Here is a 23,330-nt window from a genome sequence, read left to right on the forward strand (position 1 = left end):
GATACCGCAACCCCACCAACCAGCGCCTACGAACACGCTGCGCAACCACCCGTCGAGCCCGCGGATGCCTCAACCCCGCCTAACTTCGAAGAGCCGGCATGGCAGCGGTCATGGCGAGCCGGTCAGACGGCGGCGGCGAGTTTGGTGAACGCGGCGGCCAGCCGCAGCCGCGTGTCGGTGTCGACGGCGAGCTCGTAGTGGCCGCGGCGGATGTTTTGGACCAAGGGCGTGCCCGGTACTGACCGTCTGGACGGACAGCAGCCGTTTCAACCCGTGCATCGGCCGGAGCCGGGCTTTGAGCCGGCCATGATCGGCTTCGATCCGGGTGTTCTCCTGGCGGCGTCGACGTGACAGGCTTCGGGGAGCAGCTCATCGAGGATCCGTGGATAGGCAGGTGCCTTGTCCGTGGCGACCTCGACCGGCCGGCGCCGATGCCACGCTCGGCGAGAAGCTCCTCGACGTCGCGGTACGACAATGCTCACCGCAGGTACCACTGAACCGCCAGCATGATCGCCTCCGACGGGAACCGGAACCCCACGAACTCCGGCACTGGCATTGGCGGACGGACCACACCCCGACCCATTACTCGATCATGACTGATGGGCAGCTGCGCGACGATGGAATCCACGGGTGTAACAGTGCCGGGGAACTCATGCCAAAGAAAAAACAGCTACCCTTGGTAGCTGTTTGATTACTTAGAGTGTCCGAGGGGGGACTCGGCCACTACGCCCACGCCCTTGACCAGCGCACCCGCTTTCCTGCCCTTCGGCCGGCAGGTGACCGGTGACCGCCGGCGAGGTGGTCACCACCCCTCGTTTCATGATTTAAATTGTGCCGTGGGGCTAGGTCAACACAATTGACTATCTTGACCCATGCGGACAGTCGGACCGCCCAGATCCGTCAGGAGCTGGGCAGTCGGCGGGCGGGAAGGGGCTGACGGGGAACTTCGACGCCGAGGTCCAGCCCCCCGTGGGGCCGGACCATCCCCCTACCGCCCGGGCACCTAACCGGAGGCGCCGGACAGGGAGGGAAACGCCTCGCACCGTGCTGGCACACCGGAAACAATCAGGCCGTCGGTGGAGAACCCCACCCGCTGGCCCGGATCGATGGCATCGACATAATGCTCTCCCCCACCGATGATGGCCCTGATTACGTAGGCGAGATCGGGATCTGGCGCAGATCTTGTGATCGAACCGGTTCCGGCCATTGATCGAGAGGGGTCTGTTGCATTGAGGGAAGGCGGGGCGTGGTTGACCCCGCCGATCGGGTGATCAGATCGTGAGGGTGAGCTCGGTGAACGCGGCTGCCAGCCGCAGGTGCGGGTCGGTGTCGATGGCGAGTTCGTCGTGGCCGCGGCGGATGTTCTGGACGAGCGCATGACCTGCGCTGATCCTCTGGACCGAGCGCAGGCGTTTCAGTCCGCGCATCGGGCGGAGCCGGGCTTTCAGGCGGCTGTGATCGGCTTCGATCCGGTTGTTCTCCCGCGCGGCATCGACGTGACAGGCCTCGGGGAGTAGCTCGTCGAGGACTCGAGGGTGGACAGGGGCCTTGCCGGTGGTGATCTCGACCGGCCGGCGGCCGTGGGTCAGTGCCGCGGTGAAGAACTTTCGGGCCGCGGCCTGGTCGCGGCGGGTGCTGGCGAGGACGTCGATGACCTGCCCGTGCTGGTCAACCGCCCGGTACAGGTACGTCCAGCGCCCGGCGACCTTGACGTACGTCTCGTCGACGAACCACCTGTCCCCAGGACGGTGCCAGCAGGGCCGCGCGGCATCGACGAGCAAGGGCGTGAAGCGCTGCACCCACCGGTACACAGTTACGTGATCAACCTTGAGGCCGCGTTCCGCGAGCAGCTCCTCGACGTCCCGGTACGACAGCGCGAAACGCAGGTACCAGCGGACCGCCAGCACGATCACCTCGGGCAGGAACCGGAACCCGACGAACTCCGATGTCGGAGCCGGTGGACGGACACGACGTCGACGCATCGTTTGATGACGACTGAGCGATGGCCGAGACGACGGACTTCGCCGATGCAACAGTGCCGTCAGGAGCGGTCCCCTACCGGGACTCTTCGTTCCGCTGTTCCTCGAGGGCCGACCCCAGTGGCGGGCCCNCCNCCCCNCCCCCATGATGTAACCGGCGGCGATCGAATCCCTCCCATGGGTGACATCGTCGTGACGAGGTGGCCACCGTCCAGTGTCCAGCGGCGTCTCCACGAGTCGCGACCCAACGACGGGAAGCAGAACATGATCCTCAAACGGACGTTGTCGATGCTCGCCCTGTTTCTTGCCGCTGCCGCGGCTTTCGCGCTCTTCCCAGCGGCCGCGCAGGCACGGCCCCTGGGAGGCGCCAGGGTCTACCGGCCCGGTGTCGTTACCGCGCCCCACCGGGTGTACCGGCCTGGTGCGGTCTACATACCGCCCCGGGTCTACCGGCCCGGCGGCGTCTACCGGCCCGGCGTTCGGCGCCGCTGAGAGCGGTGCCCTCACGTAGGTCCGTGCGGGTCGCGCCCGTCACCGCGCGCTGCCCGCACGGATCGGGGTCGACNCCCCCGCCGGCCGTGCACCCGCCCCGGCGCACGAGGGCGCCGCAGCGCCCCGTTTTATAAGCAGTTGCCTGCCTTGCTGCCGTGGTGATCATGAGCGGGAGGGTTTCGGGCACAGCCGTCCCGGCGGCCCGTAGCGCCCGGCCCCCGTCTCCACGGACACCCNCCCGGCGTCNCCTGGTCGGGCCCGCCGTGCCGGCCCAGATGCCACCGGGCGCGACCGCCAGGACCTCACCGGCGCCGCCATGGTGCACACCGCCCGGGCCCGGCGGGACCAGGATCGCCGCGCATTCCGCCGGGCCGGCCGGGACGCTCCGGCCCGCCGGGGAGGTCACGGGTCGCGGCCATCCCCGGCCCTGGGCCGCCCCCTGGCGCCCGGCCCGGCGACACCGCCAGCCCGCCGCGACCCGCGACCCGGACCCGGCAATCCAGCTCATCCCGGCCACACCGGGTCGCGGCCCCGGTCGCGCCGGCGCGACCCTCCGCCGGCGGCCGCGACCCCGTCCACCCCGGATCCAGGCACAGGCCGTGACTGTCAGGGGCGCCAAGCAGCTGTTGCACCACGAGACCTGGCTCCACCGCCAGTTGGCCGAGCTCGACGGCCAGCCCCACGCCCGGTTGCTGCGCCAGTTCGCGACCTGGTCGCAGCTTCCCCGGCTCCGTCGCCGGGCGGCGGCGCGCCCGCTGACCACGCACATCCGCAGGGCGGCGGCCGAGCAGTTCACCCAGGCCCGGCTCTTCCTGGCCTGGGTTGATGAGCGCGGTCGGACCCCGGAGGCCGTGACCCAGGCTGACGTCGACGACTGGCACGCCACCCACCTCGACCACGCGAAACGCTCCCTGCGGGCGTTCCTGACCTGGGCGATGAGCAGCGGCCAGCTGCCCCGCCGAGACCTGCCCCACCTTCGGATCCCGCGCGCCGAGCCGCTCACCCAGCGCGCCCGCCTCGACCTGGTGAAAGCCGTCCTGACCAGCGTGACCGGGTCGGCCGCGACCCGCGCGGCGGCCTGCCTGATGCTGCTCTACGCCCAGCCCGCCAGCCGGATTGTGCGCCTCACCATCGACGACATCACCCACGACGGCGACGAGGTCCTGCTGCGGCTCGGCGACCCGCCCGTCCCGGTGCCCAAACCGTTCGCCGCGCTCCTCCTGGCCGCCGCAGCCCAGCGGAGCAACATGAACACCGCCACGAACCCAGACAGCCGCTGGCTGTTCCCCGGCCGCCGCGCCGGCCAACCGATACACCCTGGCAGCCTGCTCGACCACATCCGCGCGCTTGGGATCCCGAACCAGGCCGCACGCACCGCCGCGCTTCGCCAACTCGTCCTGCAAGCACCGGCCCCGGTCGTTGCTCAGGCCCTCGGCTACCACCCGGTCACCACGGCTCTGTTGCATCGGCGGAGTCCGCTGTCCAGCGGCCGTCGATCGGTCATGATCGAGGGATGCGTCGACGTCGTGGCTGTCCGCCGGTTCCGGTGTCGGAGTTCGCGGGGTTCCGGTTCCCGCCGGAGGTGATCGTCCTGGCGGTGCGGTGGTATCTGCGGTTCGCGTTGTCGTACCGGGATGTCGAGGAGCTGCTCGCGGAACGCGGCCTCGAAGTTGATCACGTGACTGTCTACCGGTGGGTGCAGCGCTTCGTACCCCTGCTTGCCGAGGCGGCCAGGCCGTGTCGGCATCGGCCGGACGACAGGTGGTTCGTGGATGAGACGTATGTGAAGGTCGCCGGCCGCTGGACCTACCTGTACCGTGCCGTTGACCAGCACGGACAGGTCATCGACGTCTTCGCCAGCGAACGACGCGACCACACCGCCGCCCGCCGCTTCTTCACCCGGGCGCTGTCTCATGGCCCTCGACCGGTCGAGGTCACCACCGACAAGGCCGCCGTTTACCCGCGGGTCCTCGACGAGCTGCTCCCGAAGGCCTGCCACGTCGACGCCGCCCGGGAGAACAACCGGATCGAAGCCGACCACGGCCGGTTGAAAGCACGGCTGCGGCCTAGGCGCGGGCTGAAACGGCTGCGCTCGGTCCAGACCGTCAGCGCCGGACACGCCCTGATCCAGAACATCCGCCGCGGCCACTATGAACTCGCCATCGACGCCCACCCGCCGCTGCGACTGGCAGCCGCGTTCACCGAACTCGCCGCAGCCGTTTGACCGGCGCTCGCCCCAGCCGCTGGCATGTCCAGCTTCCCCGTAATGCAACAGTGTCGCCCGAACACCTCCGGCTCCGCGCAGGAGGGCCCTACCGAACCTCTCGGCGTCAGTCGCAGTCGGACGCACGGCCATCGCGTTTCCTCCTCTTCCTCGAGTTCTTCGCTGTTCTCGAAAAGGATCACGCGGTGGTCGCTTTACGTCACGGACCGCCACTCCGGCGAGTTGCTGGACCAGCACACTCAGTACACGATGTCCGTGGACTCCACTCGGGGGTCGTCGAGGTCACGGCGGTACTGTCCGGTGGGGGCGCTGGGCTTCCGGCGTGCGGTCGCAGGTGCTCGGGAGGGGTGTCGTGACGGATCGGCAGCGGCGGACGGCACCGCCCGCCGGATCGGCGGTGACGTCGGCGCCCCACGGTCCGCAGTCGCGTGAGGTGGTGCGGCTCGCGCTGGTCGTCGGCGCGCTCGGTGTCGTGTTCGGCGACATCGGAACCAGCCCGATCTACACCCTGCAGACCGTGTTCAACCCGAGCGACCCACATCCCGTCCCCGTCGGTACGGACAACGTGTTCGGCGTGGTGTCCCTGGTGTTCTGGTCAGTGATGATCATTGTGACGGTCACCTATGTGCTGCTGGCGATGCGCGCCGACAACGACGGCGAGGGCGGCATCATGGCGCTGATCACCCTGCTGCGCCGGCTAGGAACGCAACGGGGCCCGCGGACCACCGCGGTACTGGCCGCCCTGGGCCTTTTCGGCGCGGCGCTGTTCTTCGGCGACAGCATGATCACTCCGGCCATTTCGGTNCTGTCCGCCGTGGAGGGCGTCAAGGTGCTGCGTCCGTCACTGAAGGAGGTGGTTGTGCCGATCACCGCAGTGATCATTGTGGTGCTGTTCCTCGTGCAGCGGTGGGGCACCGCCGCGGTCGGCCGGATATTCGGACCCGTGATGATCGTGTGGTTTGTCGCCATCGGCGCGTTCGGGGTGTCCGGCATCGTCCGGCACCCGGCCATCCTCCGGGCACTGTCGCCAACCTGTGCGGGCAGTTTCCTGGTCCACCATTTCGGTACCGCGTTCTTCGCTCTCGCGGCGGTCGTGCTGGCGGTCACCGGCGCCGAGGCGTTGTACGCCGACATGGGGCACTTCGGTCGCCCGGCGATCAGCCGGGCCTGGCTGTTCCTGGTTTTTCCCGCGTGTGCGCTCAGCTACCTTGGTCAGGGGGCGCTGATCCTGGGAAACCCGAACACCGTCAGCAGCCCGTTCTTCCTCCTGGCACCAGGATGGGCGCGGCTGCCCCTCGTCCTGCTGGCCACCGCCGCAACCGTGATCGCTTCCCAGGCGGTGATCACCGGGGCCTACTCGGTCGCCTCCCAGGCTGCGGAACTCGGCTACCTGCCTCGGCTGCGGGTCACTCACACCTCGGAGTCCACGATCGGGCAGGTCTACGTCCCGTGGATCAACTGGCTACTGATGATCTCGGTACTCACCCTGGTCTTCGCCTTCCGCAGCTCCGCGGCCCTCGCGTTCGCGTTCGGCATGGCGGTGACGGGGACCATCACCATCACCACCCTGATGTTCTTCTACCTCGCCCGGTGGAAGTGGCACACGCCGGGATGGCTGCTCGGACTGGGGGCGAGCGTGCTGCTGTCGGTCGATCTCCTGTTCGTCGCGGCCAACCTGACCAAACTCGTCCACGGCGCGTGGCTGCCGCTGCTCATCGCCCTGACGGCGTTCACGGTCATGACGACCTGGCAGCGCGGCCGACAGATCGTCACCGCGCAGCGGCAACGGCGCGAGGGATCGCTGCGCGAGTTCGTCGACCACCTGCGCACCAACACGTTCCGCGCGGTTCGGGTGCGGGGCACGGCGGTGTTCCTCAACCGGGGCAAGCAGACCGCGCCGCTGGCGCTGCGGGCCAACGTCGAGCACAACCACGTGCGCCACGACCATGTACTGATCCTGTCCGTCGAGACCCTGCCGGTGCCTCGCGCCCCCGCGAACCAGCGGATCGCCGTGGACGACCTCGGCTACGCCGACGATGGCATCAGCCACGTCACCGCCCGGTTCGGCTACATGGAGAAACCGGACGTGCTGGGCGCTCTGCGGATGCTCGACCCGGACACCACCGAGGGCCGGCTGGACCTGGACCACGCGTCCTTCTATCTGTCCAAGATCGAGCTCAGGACCGGGGACACGCCGACCATGGCCCGCTGGCGCAAACGGCTGTTTATCGCCACGTCCCACATCACCGCAGACGCCGCCCAACACTTCGGCCTCCCGGGCGACCGCACCGTCATCATGGGCTCACACATCGAGATCTAGCCGATGACGGTCACGGCTGGTAGCGGTAACCCATGCCGGGTTCGGTGGTCAGGTAACGGGGCCGGGCAGGATCGGGTTCGAGCTTGCGGCGCAACTTGTTGATATAAAGTCGAAGGGAGGAGCTGTCCTCGGCTATTCCAGGTCCCCACACCTGCCGCACAAGCTGTCGGTGACTGACGAGCCTGCCGGGACGGCAGGCAAGGGCTTCCAACAATCGCCATTCCGTCGGAGTGAGACGCAGACCGGCCGGCCCGTCTCCGGCCACCGCCGGCCCCTCCGGGGAGACATCCCCGATACCGTCTCGCAGACTGATCCTTCTTTCCGCGAGGTCGATCCGGTACCGACCCAGCTCGACAACCGGCACCGATTCCGCGCCGGCCGCACGACGCGTCACGGCCCGAATTCGTGCCAGCAGCTCGCCGATCGAGAACGGCTTCGTCACGTAGTCGTCGGCACCCGCGTCGAGCGCTGCCACCTTGTCTTGACCCGAGACCCGGCCGGACAGCACGATGATCGGGACGCCGCTCCACCCCCGCAGTCCGCGGATAACCTCAACTCCGTCCATATCGGGCAGGCCGAGGTCTAGTACGACCAGGTCGGGGGGCCAGGCGGCCGCCTCCGACAGGGCATGACGGCCATCTGCCGCCGTATGTACCTCGAATCCCTGGGAACGCAGAGTGATTCGCATTGCCCGCAACAGCTGCGGCTCGTCCTCAACGAACAGCAGACGACTCACGTGAGCCCCATCCCCTCGCACCGCGCACCAGCCGCCGGACACCTGGATCAGCGTGCCGGCCCCACGGGGCTGAGACGATCCGGGTGGTTGGCGAGAATGTCACCGACGGACCGTCGGGTGGGCCCGGCCAGAACGGGGCGGCACCCGAACCTTGGTGTCCATGGCAAACGCCCTCACGTCGACGATTGTCTCTGACTGACCTCAGAGTCAACCGCACCAGACCCCGGAATTCGCGATCATTGACGGAATGCTAACGGAGATCGGGCCGTTTCTAACACACCGCTGACGGCGCTCATGTCACGGCAGCCTGTTGCCTGTCCGACGGTGCGGGACCAGGTGCCCGTGCTGCCCGCGAGTCGCCAGGAAGCCGTCGACGCGTTGGTCGCGGTGAGAATGGGAGTGATCGAGAGTGGCCGTGCTGCCTCACACCGTCGGCGTGGCTCCGATGAGCAGGTGGCTGACCCGTTCGGTCGACCGCATGACGATGTTCACCGGGTAATCGTCGGATGGCAGGGGCCTCGATGTGGTCGCGTGTCCGTCGGGGACAACGATGCGGACGAGGGGACGGGCAACGCTGTCGCAGACGTGTCCGGTACCTGGGTAGATCGTCCCGGCAATCCCTGGGAGGAAGCCGGAACGATCAAAATCATCAGCATTTCGGGCTGAGCCGGCTCCGAGATTGCACGGCTCGCCCACCTGGTTCCCGATCGCCGGCTCAGCAACGCGCGGAGCGCGGCGGCGCCGGCGCCCACGGCGGCCAGCGCGGCGAGGACAAGGAGGTCGGCTGGTCGGTGAACACCGAGGTCACCCTCGGTATGGATGACGAATCCCAGATAGAACGGCCAGGCCATGGCACCGACCGAGCAGCCGGCTGGGATGGTGGTCCACCATCCCGTTGCGGCGGTGAAGGCGAGCAGGACCCCGATCCCAACCGGTGAGCCGGGCGGGAACGAGACGAAGATGGCGGCAAGGGCCAGGAGACCGGAGAAGCCGACAAAGAACGCGAACTCCCAGGGCAGGATCAATGACCGACATTCCTGACCCCGCCGTGCTGACCTCGGCACCATGACCTCCGGGCATCGAGTTTCTGCTGCCTGTCCCGACGGCCGGTCGACGGTGGTTGTGTCTCCCGGGCGCATACACCAGAGCAGATCTAGTCCACCTTGCTCCCTCGGCCGGCATGGTGGGCGGGACCTCACGGCACGTTGACGCCCTGACGGCGCATAATCACAGCTCTTTGACGCAGGCGTCCTTGCGATCGGCGGAAGACTTCCCCGGGGGCTCTCCCTGAGCTCTCCCTGCCCGGCTCGCAGGCCGGTGTCGCGGGCGAGAACCGTCCACACCCGGTCCATCTCACCCAGTTCCATACCAACCACCGCCACACACGCGAAGACGACAGTCAGTACCGCTCCCGCCGGTGGGTGCCGGAAGGGAGAGATGTCGATGGATGTTCGGCTGATTGTCGGCGGGGGTGTCGAGGAGCATCCCGTCGAGGCGCTCGCGGGCCTGCTCGACCGATCCGGGGATGAACGTCATCGTCAACGACCGCACGAAGGTCGTGCCGCTGGTGGCGGTCCTGGTGGTGATGGTGATGGTGATGGTGGCCATGTCCGCCGGCCTGCTGCGGTGGGCCAGGCGACGAGGGTGGTGGTAGCCGCTCCATGACAGCCCGTTCGGCCATCCGTCCGGCTGGTTTCGTCTCGCGCCGGTGGGTTCGTGTCCAGCGGCTCGGGCGCGGAGACTGGACCGTATGACGCGTGGCAGGTTGCGGATCTACCTCGGGGCGGCCCCGGGAGTGGGCAAGACTTTCGACATGCTGTGCGAGGCCCATCGACGTAGGGACCGCGGTACGGATGTGGTCGTCGGCCTGATCGAGACCCACGGCCGGCCACGGACCGCCGCACTGGTCGACGGGCTGGAGGTCGTGCCGCGCCGGACGGTGCAGTACCGGGGCGCCACGTTCAGCGAGATGGACGTGGACGCGATCGTGGCGCGGAAGCCGGCGGTGGTACTCATCGACGAGCTGGCCCATACGAACGTCCCGGAAGGCCGGAACGAGAAACGTTGGCAGGACGTCGCCGAGCTGTTGGACGCGGGCATCGACGTGCTGTCGACGTTGAACATCCAGCATCTGGAGTCACTCAACGACGTCGTCGAGACAATCACAGGGGTCGCGCAGCGGGAGACCGTGCCGGACGCGGTGGTGCGTGCCGCGGAGCAGGTGGAACTGGTCGACATGACGCCGGAGGCGTTGCGGCGCCGGCTGGCGCACGGCAACGTCTACAGCCCGGAGAAGATCGATGCCGCACTCGGCAACTACTTCCGCGTCGGTAACCTCACCGCGCTGCGCGAGTTGGCGTTGCTGTGGCTGGCGGACAAGGTAGACGACCAGCTCGATCGTTACCGTGCCGACCATGGGATCACCGGGCTGTGGGAGACCCGGGAGCGGGTGGTCGTCGCGCTGACGGGCGGTCCCGAGGGCGGGACGCTGATCCGCCGGGCAGCGCGGATCGCGGACCGGATGAAGGGTGCGGACCTGCTCGCCGTCCACGTCACCCGGTCGGACGGGCTGACGGGCGCGTCGTCGGCGCACTTGGCCAGGCAGCGGGCCCTGCTGGAGGGTCTGGGTAACGGCAGCTACCACCAGGTGGTCGGGGAGGACGTTCCGACGGCGTTGTTGGACTTCGCCCGGGCGGAGAACGCCACGCTGCTGGTCCTCGGCGCGAGCCGCCGTGGTCGGCTCGCGCACATGCTGGATCCGGGCATCGGGGTCACCACGACCGCGATGTCGGGTCCGATCGACGTGCTCACGGTCACCCACGAGCAGGTGGCGAGCGGACGGCGGCTGCCTCGCCCGACCCGCGGGTTGACCGTTCGCAGGCGGCTCGCCGGTGTGCTGGTCGCGGTCGTGCTCCTGCCGCTGCTGACGCTCCTGCTCGCCGCCGCGCGGACCACGCTCAACCTGACCAGCGACGCGCTGGCCTTCCTGGTCGTGGTCGTCGCGGTCGCGCTGGTGGGCGGCCTGCTGCCGGCGTCGCTCGCCGCGGTGGGCGGCTCGTTGTTGTTGGACTACTACTTGGTCCCGCCGATGCATCAGCTCACCATCGCGGAACGCAACAACCTGCTCGCGTTGCTGGTGTTCCTGGCGGTCGCGGCGATGGTGAGCGGTGTGGTCGATCTTGCCGCCCGGCAGACCAGCCAGGCAGTTCGGGCATCCGGCGAGGCGGAGATGCTCTCGACGTTGGCCGGCAGTGTGCTGCGCGGCGAGCGGGCGTTGCCGGCGCTGCTCGAGCGGGTGCGGGAGGCGTTCGGGATGTCGTCGGTCGCGCTGCTCGAACGCGCAACCGAGGGTGTTCGCGGGCCGATCCCGCCGGGCGGGGAGTCCGACCGGGGCGGTTGGCAGGTGGTCGACGGTGTCGGCCCCGATCCGTGCCGCCGACCGGAGGAGGCCGACACGGTCCTTCCGGTGGGCGAGAGCCTCGCGTTGGCGCTGCGGGGACGTCCGCTGGCGGCGGCGGACCGCCGGGTCCTCATCGCCTTCGCCGCGCAGGCAGCCGTTGCGCTTGAGCAGCGCCGGCTGGCGGCGGAGGCGGCGGAGGCGAAGCCGCTCGCCGAGGTGGACCGCACCCGCACGGCCCTGCTTGCCGCCGTCAGCCACGACCTGCGCAGCCCGCTCGCCTCGGCCTCGGCGGCCGTCGCGAACCTGCGCAGCGACGACGTGACATTGACCGACGACGAGCGGACGGAGCTGCTGGCCCTGACGGATGAATCGTTGGAGCGCCTCACCCGGCTGGTGGAGAACCTGCTGGACATGAGCCGGCTTCAGGCCGGGCGGCTCAGCGTGTTCCCCGGCCCCGTCGGCCTGGACGACGTGATTCCCGGCGTGTTGAAGGACCTTGAGCCGGCGGCTCGCGGCGTGGCGGTGCAGGTTTCTGACGATCTCCCCTCCGCATACGCCGACCCGGCGCTGCTGGAGCGGGTCCTGGCGAACCTGGTCGCCAACGCGATCCGCTTCTCGCCCCCTGATCAACCGCCGCTGATTGCGGCCAGTGCGCTCGGCGACCGGATCGAACTGCGGGTCGTCGACCGGGGACCAGGCTTGCCAAGAGAGCATCGTGACCAGGTGTTCACACCGTTCCAGCGACTCGGCGACACGGACAACGAGATCGGCGTCGGCCTGGGTCTCGCGCTGTCCCGCGGTCTGACCGAGGCGATGGGGGGCACCCTGATACCGGAGGACACCCCTGGCGGCGGCCTGACCATGGTGGTGACGCTGCCCGCCGCCGAGGTCCCGGCCGCCGGCGAGCGTCACGGTTGGAACCGGTAACCCACGCCGGGCTCGGTGATGAGATGGCGCGGCCGGGCCGGGTCCGGTTCGAGCTTCCGGCGCAGTCGGCCGATGTACTGGCGTAGATAGTGGCTCTGTTCCTTGGGCGAGGGTCCACCGGTGCGGGGAAGCAGCTGGCGGTAGGTGAGCAGCTTCTCGGGGTTTCGAAGCAGGATGTCGAGTAGATGCCACTCCGTCGGGGTGAGCCGCAGGTCACCGCCGCCCGACTGGTGCGCGGCGGCGGGATTGCGGCGGACTCGCCGGGCATCCAGGTCGATCACATAGTCGCCCAGCTCGACAACGCACGGCTCGGTCGGCACCGGAGTACGACGGGCGACGGCGCGCAGCCGGGCGAGGAGTTCGTCGACCCGGAAGGGTTTGGTGACGTAGTCGTCGGCGCCGGCGTCGAGCGCGGCGATCTGGTCGTCGCTGCCGGCCCGGCCGGACAGGACGACGATGGGGGTGGCGGTCCAACCGCGCAGGGCATGGATGACGTCGGTGCCGTCGAGGTCGGGCAGGCCGAGGTCGAGCAGGATGATGTCGGGCTCCAGCTCGGCCGCGGCGACGAGGGCCGCGCGGCCGCGGGTGGAGGTGGTGACCTGGTAACCGCGGGCCTGCAGGGTGATGCCGAGCGCCCGCAGGATCCGCGGGTCGTCATCGACCACGAGGACCCGGGTCATGGGGCGACACCGAGGTTGACGATCATGGTTTTCACTCCGGCCGACTCGAACGGTCCGGGACGGTGGGCAGGGCGAGCACCATGGTGAGACCCCCGCCGGGGGTCTCCTCAGGGGTGAGGGTCCCGGCCATCGCTTCGACGACGCCACGGGACAGCGCGAGGCCGAGGCCCACACCGGTCGTGTTGTCCCGGTCACCGAGGCGCTGGAACGGCATGAAGACACGCTCACGGTCACTTTCCGGGATGCCCGGACCCGTGTCGATGACCCGTAGTTCGACGCGGTCTCCGATCGCGCTCGCGGTGATGAGAGGAGGCTGACCGGCCGGGGCGTGCTGCAGCGCGTTCGCCGTCAGGTTGGCGATCACTCGTTCGAGCAGAGCGGGGTCGACGGACACCTCGGGGAGGGCGTCGGGAATCCGGACCCGTACCGTGCCGGCCGCCGCGCCGAGCTGGTCGAGAGCGAGCGCGACGACGTCGTCGAGGCCGGCGGGCGCAGGGGAGATCTGGAGTGCTCCGGCGTGCAGCCGGCTCACGTCGAGCAGATTTTCCACCAGTCGGATGAGGCGATCCAGCGACTCCTCGGCGGTGGCGAGCAGCTCTGCCCGGTCGGCCAGGGTCCATTCGACATCCGCGGACCGCAGGCCGGAGACAGCGGCCTTGGCCGCGGACAGCGGGGTGCGCAGGTCGTGGCTGACGGCGGCGAGTAGCCCGGCGCGGACGTGGTTGGTCGCGGCGAGGGTGGCGGCGTCCGCGGCCTGCGCCGACAGCCGGCGGTGTTCCAGCGCGATGGCGGCCTGGGCAGCGAACGCGGCGAGGACGCGGCGGTCCGCGGCGGGCAGCACCCGGCCGGACACAGCCAGGGTGAGGTCCGGGCGGATCGGCACCGCGGTGTCGGCCTCGTCCGGTTCCGGGCATGGCGGTGATCCACTCACGCCGATGATGGTCCAGCTGTCCGAGGCGTGGGTCAACGCGGTCTCGTGCCGCTCGAGCAGCGTCGCCGACGTCACGGCGAAGGTCTCGCGGACGCGGTTGAGCAGGGCGGGTAGGGCGTCCTCCCCCGCGACGAGGCTGCCCGACAGGGTCGCCAGGGTCGCTGCCTCGGCCCGCGCCCGGGCGGCCTCGGCGATGTGGCGGGCGGCGATCTCGACGACCCCGCTGACGGCCAGGGCGATGACGAGGAAGACGGTGAGCGCGACGACGTTCTCCGCACTGCGGACGAACAGCGAGTGCACAGGTGGGATGAACAACCAGTCGGCGAGCAGGCCCGCGCCGACCGCGCAGACCACCGCGGGGTAGAGCCCGCCGACGAGAGCGACGGCGAGTATCACCAGCTGGTACAGCAGCAGGTCGCTGGCCAGACCCAGGCTCCCTCGGAGCTGGGTCAGGACCGCGCTCAGGGCTGGCAGACCGGCACCGGCCAGCGCGACCCCGGCAAGCCGGCGACGCAGGGTCAGATGACTGCCGATCTCGGACAGTCGGCGTCCCTTGCCGGCCGCCTCGTGCGACACCATGTGGACGTCGATCTCCTCGGCGCGGCGGGCGACCTCCGCGGCCACGCCCCGCCCACCGAACAGAGTCCCCAGCCAGGTTCGCCGGCTCACGCCGAGGATGAGCTGACTGGCATTGACGCCGCGGGCGAAGTCGAGAAGTGCGTCGGGAACACTCTGGCCGACGACCTGGTGGTAGCTGCCGCCGAGGCTTTCGGCCAGTTCGCGTTGATGCTGCAACGCCCCGGCATCGGCGGGCAGCAGCCCGTCGCTGCGGGTGACGTGGACGGCGACCAGCTCCCCGCCGGCCGCCGCGGCGGCGATGCGCGCGGCGCGCCGGATGAGGGTTTCCCCTTCGCGGCCGCCGGTCAGCGCGACGACGACCCGTTCCCGGGCCTCCCACCGCCGGGAGATGCCATGCTGGCTGCGGTAGTCCGCCAGCTGCTCGTCCACCTTGCCCGCCACCCACAGCAGCGCCAGCTCGCGCAGCGCGGTGAGGTTCCCGACCCGGAAGTAGTTGCCGAGCGCGGCGTCGATCCTGTCCGAGGGGTACACGTTGCCGTGTGCCAACCGGCGCCGCAGCGCCTCCGGACTCATGTCGACCAGCTCGATCTGGTCGGCACGGCGCACGACGTCGTCGGGGACGGTTTCCTGCTGCCGGATCCCGGTCACCGTCTCGACGACGTCGTTCAGTGATTCCAGGTGCTGGATGTTGACGGTCGACAGCACGTCGATCCCGGCGGCGAGCAGCTCCTCCACGTCCTGCCAGCGCTTGGCGTTCCGGCTGCCGGGGACGGTGGTGTGGGCGAGCTCGTCGACGAGGGCGACCTGCGGGCGGCGGGCGAGGACCGCGTCCACGTCCATCTCGGAGAACGTCCCGTCCCGGTAGGCCAGCGTGCGTCGCGGGATCACCTCAAGGCCGTCGAGGAGTTCGGCGGTGTGCGTCCTGCCGTGGGTCTCCACGAAGCCGACAACAACGTCGGCGCCGCGTCGGGCCCGTCGATGGGCTTCGGCCAGCATCGCGTAGGTCTTTCCCACCCCGGGCGCGGCCCCGAGGTACACGCGTAGCCGGCCCCGGGTCATGTCCCGCCTTCCGCGAGGGGTCCGAGAGCGAGGGCGGGCAGGTAGGTGATCGCGACGACGAGAATCGCCACGGCGGCGGTGAGCGCGGCGAACATCGGTGTGTGGGTCGGCAGCGTCCCGCGGGTCACGGACGCGGGGCTCTGCCGGGCCAGCGAACCGGCCAGGGCGATGACGAGGATCATCGTCAGGTAGCGGCCGACGAGCATCGCCAGCGCCAGGCCGACATTGTAGAAGTCGGTGTTGGCGGACAGTCCGGCGAAGGCGCTGCCGTTGGTGTTCCCGGCCGAAGTGAACGCGTAGAGGCCCTCGCTCAGCCCGTGCGCGCCGGTGTTCAGGAACGAGCGTCGGGGAGTCGGCAGACCCAGCGTCAGACCGGTGCCGACCAGGACGGCGACCGGGGTCGCGAGGGTGATCAGCGCCACCAGCCGGATCTCCGACGCTCGGATCTGCTTACCCAGGTACTCGGGTGTCCGCCCGATCATGAGGCCGCCGAGGAAGACGGCCACCAGCGCGAGCGAGACGAGTCCGTACAGGCCGGAGCCGACCCCACCCGGGCTCACCTCGCCCAGCAGCATGTTCACCAGGGTCACGCCCCCGCCGTAGGCGGTGAGCGAGTCGTGGCTGCCGTTCACGGCGCCGTCCGCGCTGGCGGTCGAGGCATTCGCGAACAGGGCCGTGCCGGCGGGCCCGAACCGGGTCTCCTTGCCTTCCAGACTGGCGCCGACGGCCTGCGGGACGGTGCCGTGGTGCGCCGCCTCGGTCCAGGAAAGCAGCGCCAACGAGGCAGTGAACAGCACCGCGACGACGCCGAGGAGCAGCCAGCCCTGACGGGTGTCGCGCACCATCCGCCCGTACATCCGGGGAATCGCCGACGGGATGAGCAGCATCAAAATGATCTCGACGACGTTCGTCCAGGCCTTCGGGTTCTCGAACGGATGTGCCGAGTTGACGTTGTAGAAGCCGCCGCCGTCGCCGCTCATCAGTTTGATCGCCTCCTGGGAGGCGACCGGGCCACCGGGAACGGCCTGAGTATGACCGGCCAGCGTCGGCACCGTGTGGAATCCGTGCAGGTTCTGCACCGCGCCGCCGGCCAGCAGCACGACGGCGAACACCGCGGACAGCGGCAGGAGCACCCGCACGACCCCGCGGACCAGATCGCACCAGAAGTTGCCGACCCGGTCCGTCCGGCTGCGGGTCAGGCCGCGGATCAGCGTCAGCGCCACCGTCAGACCGACCGCGGCGGACAGGAACGAGTGCACCGTGATGCCGGCCAGCTGCGTCAGGTGCCCGAGTGCCCCCTCCCCCGCGTAGGACTGCCACGAGGTGTTGGTGACGAAGGAGACCGCGGTGTTCCACGCCTGCGCCGGCGGCATCCCGTGATGGCCCAGCGCGAACGGCAGGTGCGCCTGCACCCGAAGCAGCACGTAGAGCAGCAGGATCGACATCCCGGAGAACGCGAGCACACAGCCGGCGTAGGTGGACCAGCGCTGGTCGGCGTCCGGATCGACGCGCATCGCCCGGTAGAGCAGTGCCTCGGCCCGCAGATGCCGAGACGAGGTGAAGGCGCAGGCAAGCAGGTCACCGAGCGGCACATGGACCGCCGCGAGCACGACCAGCACGACAGCCGCCTGCAGCCAGGCGCTCACCGCGATCTCCCGGTGACATCGTGGCGACCGGTCATGAGGGCTCCAGGCAGGGTACGGGTGAGGTCGGATTCGAGGTCAAGATCGGATTCGAGGTCAAGGCCGGGGTCGAGGTCGCGGTCGCGGTCGCGGCGGAGGTGGCCGACCGGTGCACGGGACGGGGTCCTGGTCCGTGCACCGGCCACTCGGCCCGACAGCTACCTGGACGTCGCGTCGAGGGCCCTGTTCAGGTTGAGCACGTTCACCGTCGGTTCGCCCATGAAGCCGAGCGCCCGACCGTCGATGCGGTCGTGGACCAAGCGGTGGAGCGTGGCCGGATCGAGACCGCGGGCCTTGGCGACCCTGTTCACCTGGAGGTAGGCGTAGGCCGGGGAGATGTCGGGGTCGAGGCCGCTACCCGAGGCGGTGACCGCGTCAGGTGGCACCGGGTTGCCCGTCCCCCGCCCCGGGCCCTTGATCGGGACGGTGATGCCGGCCGAGTAGTCCTTGCCATACTCGGCGCACTCGACCTTGACTCCCTGATAGGTGGCCATGAACGGCGTTGCAGGGCATTCCTCGTTGATGCTGACGACCCGGGTGATCGGACCCGTGGTGCCTTCGGTCCGGAACACCGACAGGACGGCACCCACGCCGGCCGCGGTGCAGAAGGGCCGGCGTCCATCGACGCCCTCGGTGTCGCCGATCGCCTTGCTGCGGGCACAGACCTGGGTGAGCAGGCTCTGCTTGCTCTCGTCGGTGTCCTTGGTGGCCGGGTCGTCGAAGGCGTCGACGATGCTCTCCGGGCCGAGGTTCGACGCCGAGGTCGACGTCGGGTCATAGCCGTCCCCGGCAGCCGACGGGCGGGACTGGAAGTACTTCGGGATCGGGTTGCCCTTGTCGTCGGTGAACAGCTGACCGATCTCGGACGAACCGACCACCTGCCCGGCCGCGTTCTTGACCAGCGAACCGTTCGCCCTGTCCTTCAGGCCGGGCAGCTGCGCGACCCCCGTGATGAGGAGCGGATAGGCGATTCCGGTCAGCACGGTCAGGACGAGCAGTGCCCTGAACGCGGCGAGATGCTGCCGCACGACGGAGGGAAGACGGGTTGATGGCATGTCACCGCGCTCCGGGAATGAACTGGATGACGAGGTCGATGAGCTTGATCCCGATGAACGGAATGACCAGCCCGCCGACGCCGTAGATGTAGAGGTTGCGGCGCAGCATCGCGGCCGCGCTGCTCGGGGTGTAGCGGACGCCGCGCAGCGCCAGCGGGATCAGGGCGACGATGACGAGGGCGTTGAAGATGACCGCCGACAGGATCGCCGACTCCGGGCTGTGTAGCCGCATGATGTTGAGCTTGTCCAGCCCGGGATAGATCGCCGCGAACATCGCGGGGATGATCGCGAAGTACTTGGCGATGTCGTTCGCGATCGAGAAGGTCGTGAGCGCCCCGCGGGTGATGAGTAGCTGCTTACCGATCTCGACGATCTCGATGAGCTTGGTCGGGTTCGAGTCGAGGTCGACCATGTTGCCGGCCTCCTTGGCGGCCGACGTGCCCGTGTTCATCGCCACCCCGACGTCGGCCTGGGCGAGCGCGGGGGCGTCGTTGGTGCCGTCGCCGGTCATCGCGACGAGCTTGCCGCCCGCCTGCTCCCGTTTGATCAGCGCCATCTTGTCCTCGGGCGTGGCCTCCGCGAGGAAGTCGTCGACCCCCGCCTCCTCGGCGATCGACCGGGCGGTCAGCGGGTTGTCCCCTGTGATCATCACGGTGCGGATGCCCATCCGGCGCATCTCGTCGAACCGCTCGCGCATGCCGGACTTGACGATGTCCTTGAGCTGGATGACGCCGAGGACGCGGGCCGTGCCCTCGACCGACTCGGCGACGACCAGGGGGGTGCCGCCGGACGCCGAGATGCCGTCGACGGTCTCCCCGAGGTCGGCGGGGATCACGCCGCCCAGCTCACGAGCCCAGTTGATCACGGCACTCGCGGCGCCCTTGCGCACCAGCCGGGCAGGGTCCCCGCCGTAGGCGTCGAGATCGACCCCGGACATCCGGGTCTGGGCGGTGAAGGGCACGAAACGCGCGTGGAGGAGCTCACCCGGGCCACGTTCGCGCAGGCCGTAGGTGCTCTTCGCGTGGACGACGATGGAGCGGCCCTCGGGGGTCTCGTCCGCGAGCGAGGACAGCTGGGCCGCGCTGGCCAGCCGCTGCTCGGAGGTGCCGCCGACCGGGATGAAGGCTCGCGCCTCCCGGTTCCCGATGGTGATCGTTCCGGTCTTGTCAAGCAGGAGGGTGTTCACGTCGCCGGCCGCCTCGACCGCCCGCCCGCTCATGGCCAGCACGTTTCGCTGGACGAGGCGGTCCATGCCGGCGATGCCGATCGCGGACAGCAGCGCGCCGATCGTCGTCGGGATGAGGCAGACCAGCAGCGAGACCATCACGATTCCGGTCACGCCGTCACCGTTGAGGGCCTCGGTGTCCGGCACCCCCGGCAACTGCGCCTTGGAAAAGATCGCGAGCGGCTGCAGGGTCGCGACCGCGAGCAGGAAGATGATCGTCAGCGCTGAGAGCAGGATGTTGAGTGCGATCTCGTTGGGGGTCTTCTGCCGGTTCGCCCCCTCCACCAGCGCGATCATCCGGTCGATGAAGCTCTCGCCCGGCTTCTGCGTGATCCTGACGATGATCTGATCGGACAGCACCCGGGTGCCGCCGGTCACCGAGCTGCGGTCGCCGCCGGACTCGCGGATCACCGGTGCCGACTCGCCGGTGATGGCCGACTCGTCGACGCTGGCTATCCCCTCGACGACGTCGCCGTCGCCGGGGATGAACTCGCCCGCCTCGACTACCACGAGGTCGCCCTGCGCCAGCCGGGGTGCGGGAACCGGCTCGACCAGGGCCGGGTCCACGGTCTGTCCGGGCTGCCAGGAGGCGAGCCGGCGGGCGACCGTGTCGGTCTTGGTGCGGCGCAGCGCGTCCGCCTGGGCCTTGCCGCGACCCTCGGCGACGGCTTCGGCGAGATTGGCGAACAACACGGTCAGCCACAGCCAGACGACGATCAGCCAGGCGAACGCGGACTCGTCCCGAATCGCCAGCACGGTCGTGAAGACCGCGCCGACCTCCACGATGAACATGACCGGGTTGTGCCACAGCGTGCGCGGGTCCAGCTTGCGCAGCGCGTCCGGGGTCGACCGCCACAGCATCTTCGGATCGAGCAGGCCGCCGGAGACCCGACGTGGAGCCGCCGGCGGGTTCGGCGCGGGCGCCGGCGCCTGCGCCATGGTCGTGGTGGACATCTAGTGCAACCCTTCCGCGAGCGGGCCGAGCGCGAGCGCCGGGAAATAGGTGAGGGCGACGATGATCACGGTGACGCCGACCAGCATGCCGGCGAACTGCGGCCGGTGGGTCGGCAACGTCCCGGCCGTCGCGGGCACCGGCTGCTGGCGGGCCAGCGACCCGGCCAGACCCAGGACGAAGATCATCGGAAGGAAGCGTCCGAACGCCATCGCGAGCCCGAGCGCGGTGTTGTACCAGTCGGTGTTCACCGTGATGCCGGCGAATGCCGACCCGTTGTTGTTGCCGGCGGAGGTGAACGCGTAGAGCACCTCGGACAGGCCGTGCGCGCCCGAGTTCAACATCCCCGCCCGTTCACCCGGCAGAGCCATCGCCACACCCGTGCCGACCAGCACAATCGTCGGCGTCGTCAGGAAGTAGAGCGAGGCGAACTTTATTTCTCGACTGCCGATCTTCTTCCCGAGGTATTCCGGTGTTCGTCCGATCATCAGTCCCGCGACGAAGACCGTGACCACGGCGAGGACCAGCATTCCGTAGAGACCCGATCCCGTCCCACCGGGCGCGACCTCGCCCAGCATCATGTTGAACAGCAGCGTCGCCCCGCCGAGGCTGGTGTACGAGTCGTGGAACGAGTCCACCGCGCCGGTCGACGTCAGCGTGGTGCCCGTGGCGAACAGCGCCGAGTCCGGAACGCCGAACCGGGTCTCCGTACCCTCCCGAGCCGCCCCGACCGCCGTCGGCACCGTACCGTGATGGAGCGCCTGGAACGCCTCGTTCGCCCCGAGGCTGCCCAGCGCGAGGACCGCCATCACCGCGACGATCGCGAGTCCCTGCCGGGTGCTGCCGACCATCTTCCCGAAGGTCCGCGGCAACGAGAACCCGATCGCGAGCAGCAGGTAGATCTCAAGCCAGTTCGTCCACGTGGTGGGGTTCTCGAACGGGTGCGCGGAGTTGGCGTTGTAGAAGCCGCCCCCGTTCGTGCCCAGTTCCTTGATGGCCTCCTGGCTGGCGACCGGCCCGCCGGTGATCGACTGGCTGCCGCCGGTCAGGGTGGTCACGGAGCGGTTTCCGTGGAAGTTCTGGATCGCGCCGCCGGCGATCAGCACGATCGCCATCAGCACGCAGATCGGCAGCAGTATCCGCACGATGGTGCGGACCAGGTCGACCCAGAAGTTGCCGAGCTGGTCGGTGTTCTTCCGGGCGAACCCGCGCACCAGCGCGATCACCACCGCGATACCCACCGCGGCGGAGACGAAGTTCTGCACTCCCAGCCCGGCCATCTGGACCAGATGGCCCATCGTCGACTCGCCGGAGTACGCCTGCCAGTTCGTGTTGGTGGTGAAGCTGATCGCCGTGTTCCAGGCCAGCGCCGGCTTGACCGCCGGAAATCCCAGCGCCAGCAGCAGGTGGTTCTGCACACGCTGGAAGAGATAGAGGAACAGGATGGAGACCAGCGAGAACGCCAGCACGCTGCGGGCGTACACCACCCAGCGCTGCTCGGCGTCCGGGTCCACGCCGACCAACCGGTAGATACCCCGTTCGACCCGCAGGTGCTTCCTGCTCGTGTACACCCGGGCCATGTGGTCGCCCAGCGGTCGATAGGTCAGCGCGAGGGCCAGCACCATCGAGACGATGAAGACGACGCCCGCGGCATTCGTGCCCATCTAGAAACGCTCCGGAAACAGCAGGGCCACCACCAGGAAGACGGTGAGGACGACGGCGATGACGAGACCCGCGACGTTCTCGGCGCTCACAGCTTCTCCACCGCCCTGACGACCAGCGCCAGTACTGCGAAGACCGCGAGGGTCAGCAGTACGAAGACAATGTCACGCACGCGAGAACTCCTGACTTTCAAGATCGATCATATCGGAATTGGCGGCCACGCCTGGAGAAAATCCGCGGGAGACCATACTCCCAGCCTCCGGAAATAGCTCCGCGCACCGTGGAGGACGCCGCGATACTCGTGGCCACGACACTGCAGGAAGTCGTCCCGCGTCAACCGACAAGGCTGACAATGTCGGACCCCCGCTCACCCATTCCCATACGTCCCGCCCATCCGGCGGCAGCCGCAAGTATGGAGCTGTCGGCGCTGGCCGGCCAGCGATACTAACGCTCTAATGACGCCTTATCCGGAGATGTCAACGGCTCATTAACACCGATAGCGCGCCGGTCGGAATCCGTAGGTGCGCCATGTCTCTCTGTGCACGCCTTGGAGGTGATGTCGAGCACGTTTCACCCATCGGCCTGGATCTCCACTGGCGCACGGGAGACAAGGAGTCCGGTGTGTGAGGCGCTACGAGCAGCCAGCCGTCACGTGGCGATCTCGGCTCAGAGGCGAGGCTCTTCGGGCGACCGGCGGCCAGCCCCTGGCAGGGATCACATCCGTCGCCGCCTGCTGGCTGGCCGGCAGCACCGACCACAAGCCAGCCCCGTCCATCGGAGGACACGAGTCCAGGCCGGGGATCTCCCGGTGCCGGTCGCCAGGAGCGGGAAGTGGTCGCCGCCGCCNCCCTCGTGATCCTCCACACCGAGCACCGCCGTACCACCTGACCACCACACCGCGGCCACATCGCCGTGAATCACGAAGCGTACCGGACGGTTACCGGGAAAGGCTCACTGTGAGGCCGCGTTCACCACCCCCGGGAGCTATAAAGAATAGCCCGGTCACGTCAATTCGTCGGTGTCCGCCGGGCCGACAACGGCCCGGTGCACGCACACGAGGGCAGGGTCGACGTCAGACATGTAGAACAAATGAACGAAGGGCATGGTCGACACGTTCTCCGGCGCGACCTTCTCGGCGATGAGGGCCTCACCTCGGACAATCTTTACTCCACCCAGATCCCAGAACTCGAACACGGTGTGCAGAGTGGTCAGCGGGGTGTCGAGCTCGCGCAGGAACGCCCTGATCGCATCAACCCCGCGGATGTGTGTTGTGCCGAAATACATCTCGGCATCGTCGGCGTAGCAGGCGAAACCGGCGCTGAACTGCTGGGTGTCGATGTCATGGTAGATGTCGAGCAGCCAACCCGGTACCGGTGTCGTCTCGACGGCGCTCTGAGTCATCTCGATCTCCTTGCTTTCGGCGTGCG

General features: G+C 69.0%; 17 protein-coding genes and 1 pseudogene. 6 read left to right on the forward strand and 12 right to left on the reverse strand.

The window, feature by feature from the left end:
• Positions 1 to 122 precede the first annotated feature (122 nt).
• Together FF36_RS21445 and FF36_RS21450 are read right to left on the reverse strand one after the other, a co-directional pair.
• A pseudogene (locus FF36_RS21445) lies at positions 123 to 550 on the reverse strand (DDE-type integrase/transposase/recombinase).
• 721 nt (positions 551 to 1,271) lie between these two features.
• A complete protein-coding gene (locus tag FF36_RS21450) occupies positions 1,272 to 1,982 on the reverse strand; it encodes an IS6 family transposase (RefSeq protein WP_044886936.1) in 711 nt (236 codons plus the stop codon).
• A gap of 1,088 nt (positions 1,983 to 3,070) precedes the next feature.
• Between FF36_RS21450 and FF36_RS21460 the strand changes: the two genes are divergently transcribed.
• The 4 genes from FF36_RS21460 to FF36_RS21470 all read left to right on the forward strand — a co-directional run bounded on the left by FF36_RS21460 (position 3,071) and on the right by FF36_RS21470 (position 7,015).
• On the forward strand, positions 3,071 to 4,057 hold the full coding sequence (locus FF36_RS21460; protein ID WP_052681278.1) for a site-specific integrase: 987 nt from the start codon (positions 3,071 to 3,073) through the stop codon (positions 4,055 to 4,057).
• Positions 4,018 to 4,695, forward strand: coding sequence for an IS6 family transposase (locus FF36_RS21465; RefSeq protein WP_044886938.1), 678 nt, complete (start codon positions 4,018 to 4,020; stop codon positions 4,693 to 4,695). Before FF36_RS21460 ends, FF36_RS21465 begins: the two co-directional genes overlap by 40 nt.
• A gap of 436 nt (positions 4,696 to 5,131) precedes the next feature.
• Positions 5,132 to 5,499 (forward strand): KUP/HAK/KT family potassium transporter (locus FF36_RS38640; RefSeq protein ID WP_277912959.1); only part of this gene is annotated, 368 nt, incomplete at its 3' end.
• A 1-nt stretch (position 5,500) separates the two neighbouring features.
• Positions 5,501 to 7,015, forward strand: coding sequence for a potassium transporter Kup (locus FF36_RS21470; protein WP_242422697.1), 1,515 nt, complete (start codon positions 5,501 to 5,503; stop codon positions 7,013 to 7,015).
• Positions 7,016 to 7,025: 10 nt separating this feature from the next.
• Here FF36_RS21470 and FF36_RS21475 read toward each other — a convergent pair whose 3' ends face one another.
• Positions 7,026 to 7,751, reverse strand: a complete 726-nt coding sequence (locus FF36_RS21475; RefSeq protein ID WP_044886939.1) for a response regulator — start codon at positions 7,749 to 7,751, stop codon at positions 7,026 to 7,028.
• Between the two features lie 488 nt (positions 7,752 to 8,239).
• A complete protein-coding gene (locus tag FF36_RS35015; protein ID WP_128423352.1) occupies positions 8,240 to 8,776 on the reverse strand; it encodes a hypothetical protein in 537 nt (178 codons plus the stop codon).
• Positions 8,777 to 9,276: 500 nt separating this feature from the next.
• Here FF36_RS35015 and FF36_RS40080 point away from each other — a divergent pair, with 500 nt between their 5' ends.
• On the forward strand, positions 9,277 to 9,405 hold the full coding sequence (locus tag FF36_RS40080; RefSeq protein WP_255649454.1) for a hypothetical protein: 129 nt from the start codon (positions 9,277 to 9,279) through the stop codon (positions 9,403 to 9,405).
• Positions 9,406 to 9,501: 96 nt separating this feature from the next.
• Positions 9,502 to 12,078: a sensor histidine kinase gene (locus FF36_RS21480; protein ID WP_044886940.1), complete on the forward strand. Its 2,577-nt coding sequence runs from the start codon at positions 9,502 to 9,504 to the stop codon at positions 12,076 to 12,078.
• Here FF36_RS21480 and FF36_RS21485 read toward each other — a convergent pair.
• The 8 genes from FF36_RS21485 to FF36_RS21520 all read right to left on the reverse strand — a co-directional run bounded on the left by FF36_RS21485 (position 12,060) and on the right by FF36_RS21520 (position 23,304).
• Positions 12,060 to 12,758 carry a response regulator gene (locus tag FF36_RS21485; protein ID WP_044886941.1) on the reverse strand — a complete coding sequence of 233 codons (699 nt, stop codon included), beginning with the start codon at positions 12,756 to 12,758 and terminating at the stop codon, positions 12,060 to 12,062. The two genes, FF36_RS21480 and FF36_RS21485, sit on opposite strands and share 19 nt — an antisense overlap.
• Before the next feature lie 31 nt (positions 12,759 to 12,789).
• A complete protein-coding gene (locus FF36_RS21490; protein WP_044886942.1) occupies positions 12,790 to 15,327 on the reverse strand; it encodes an ATP-binding protein in 2,538 nt (845 codons plus the stop codon).
• Entirely contained in the window at positions 15,324 to 16,973 is a 1,650-nt protein-coding gene (kdpA, locus tag FF36_RS21495) for a potassium-transporting ATPase subunit KdpA (protein ID WP_242422698.1), read from the reverse strand. The genes FF36_RS21490 and kdpA (FF36_RS21495) overlap by 4 nt, the downstream gene beginning before the upstream one ends.
• A gap of 194 nt (positions 16,974 to 17,167) precedes the next feature.
• A complete protein-coding gene (locus FF36_RS21505) occupies positions 17,168 to 18,064 on the reverse strand; it encodes a potassium-transporting ATPase subunit C (protein WP_044886945.1) in 897 nt (298 codons plus the stop codon).
• A 1-nt stretch (position 18,065) separates the two neighbouring features.
• Positions 18,066 to 20,243 carry a potassium-transporting ATPase subunit KdpB gene (gene kdpB / locus FF36_RS21510; RefSeq protein WP_044886946.1) on the reverse strand — a complete coding sequence of 726 codons (2,178 nt, stop codon included), beginning with the start codon at positions 20,241 to 20,243 and terminating at the stop codon, positions 18,066 to 18,068.
• A complete protein-coding gene (gene kdpA / locus FF36_RS21515) occupies positions 20,244 to 21,905 on the reverse strand; it encodes a potassium-transporting ATPase subunit KdpA (RefSeq protein ID WP_044886947.1) in 1,662 nt (553 codons plus the stop codon). It lies immediately after the preceding gene.
• Complete coding sequence (gene kdpF / locus FF36_RS32075; RefSeq protein WP_063925324.1) at positions 21,906 to 21,995, reverse strand: K(+)-transporting ATPase subunit F; 90 nt, start codon at positions 21,993 to 21,995, stop codon at positions 21,906 to 21,908.
• Between the two features lie 910 nt (positions 21,996 to 22,905).
• Positions 22,906 to 23,304 (reverse strand): hypothetical protein, encoded by a 399-nt coding sequence (locus FF36_RS21520; protein ID WP_044886948.1) that lies wholly within the window; start codon positions 23,302 to 23,304, stop codon positions 22,906 to 22,908.
• Positions 23,305 to 23,330: the final 26 nt, after the last annotated feature.

The sequence above is a fragment of the Frankia torreyi genome, from assembly GCF_000948395.1.
Classification (GTDB): domain Bacteria; phylum Actinomycetota; class Actinomycetes; order Frankiales; family Frankiaceae; genus Frankia; species Frankia torreyi.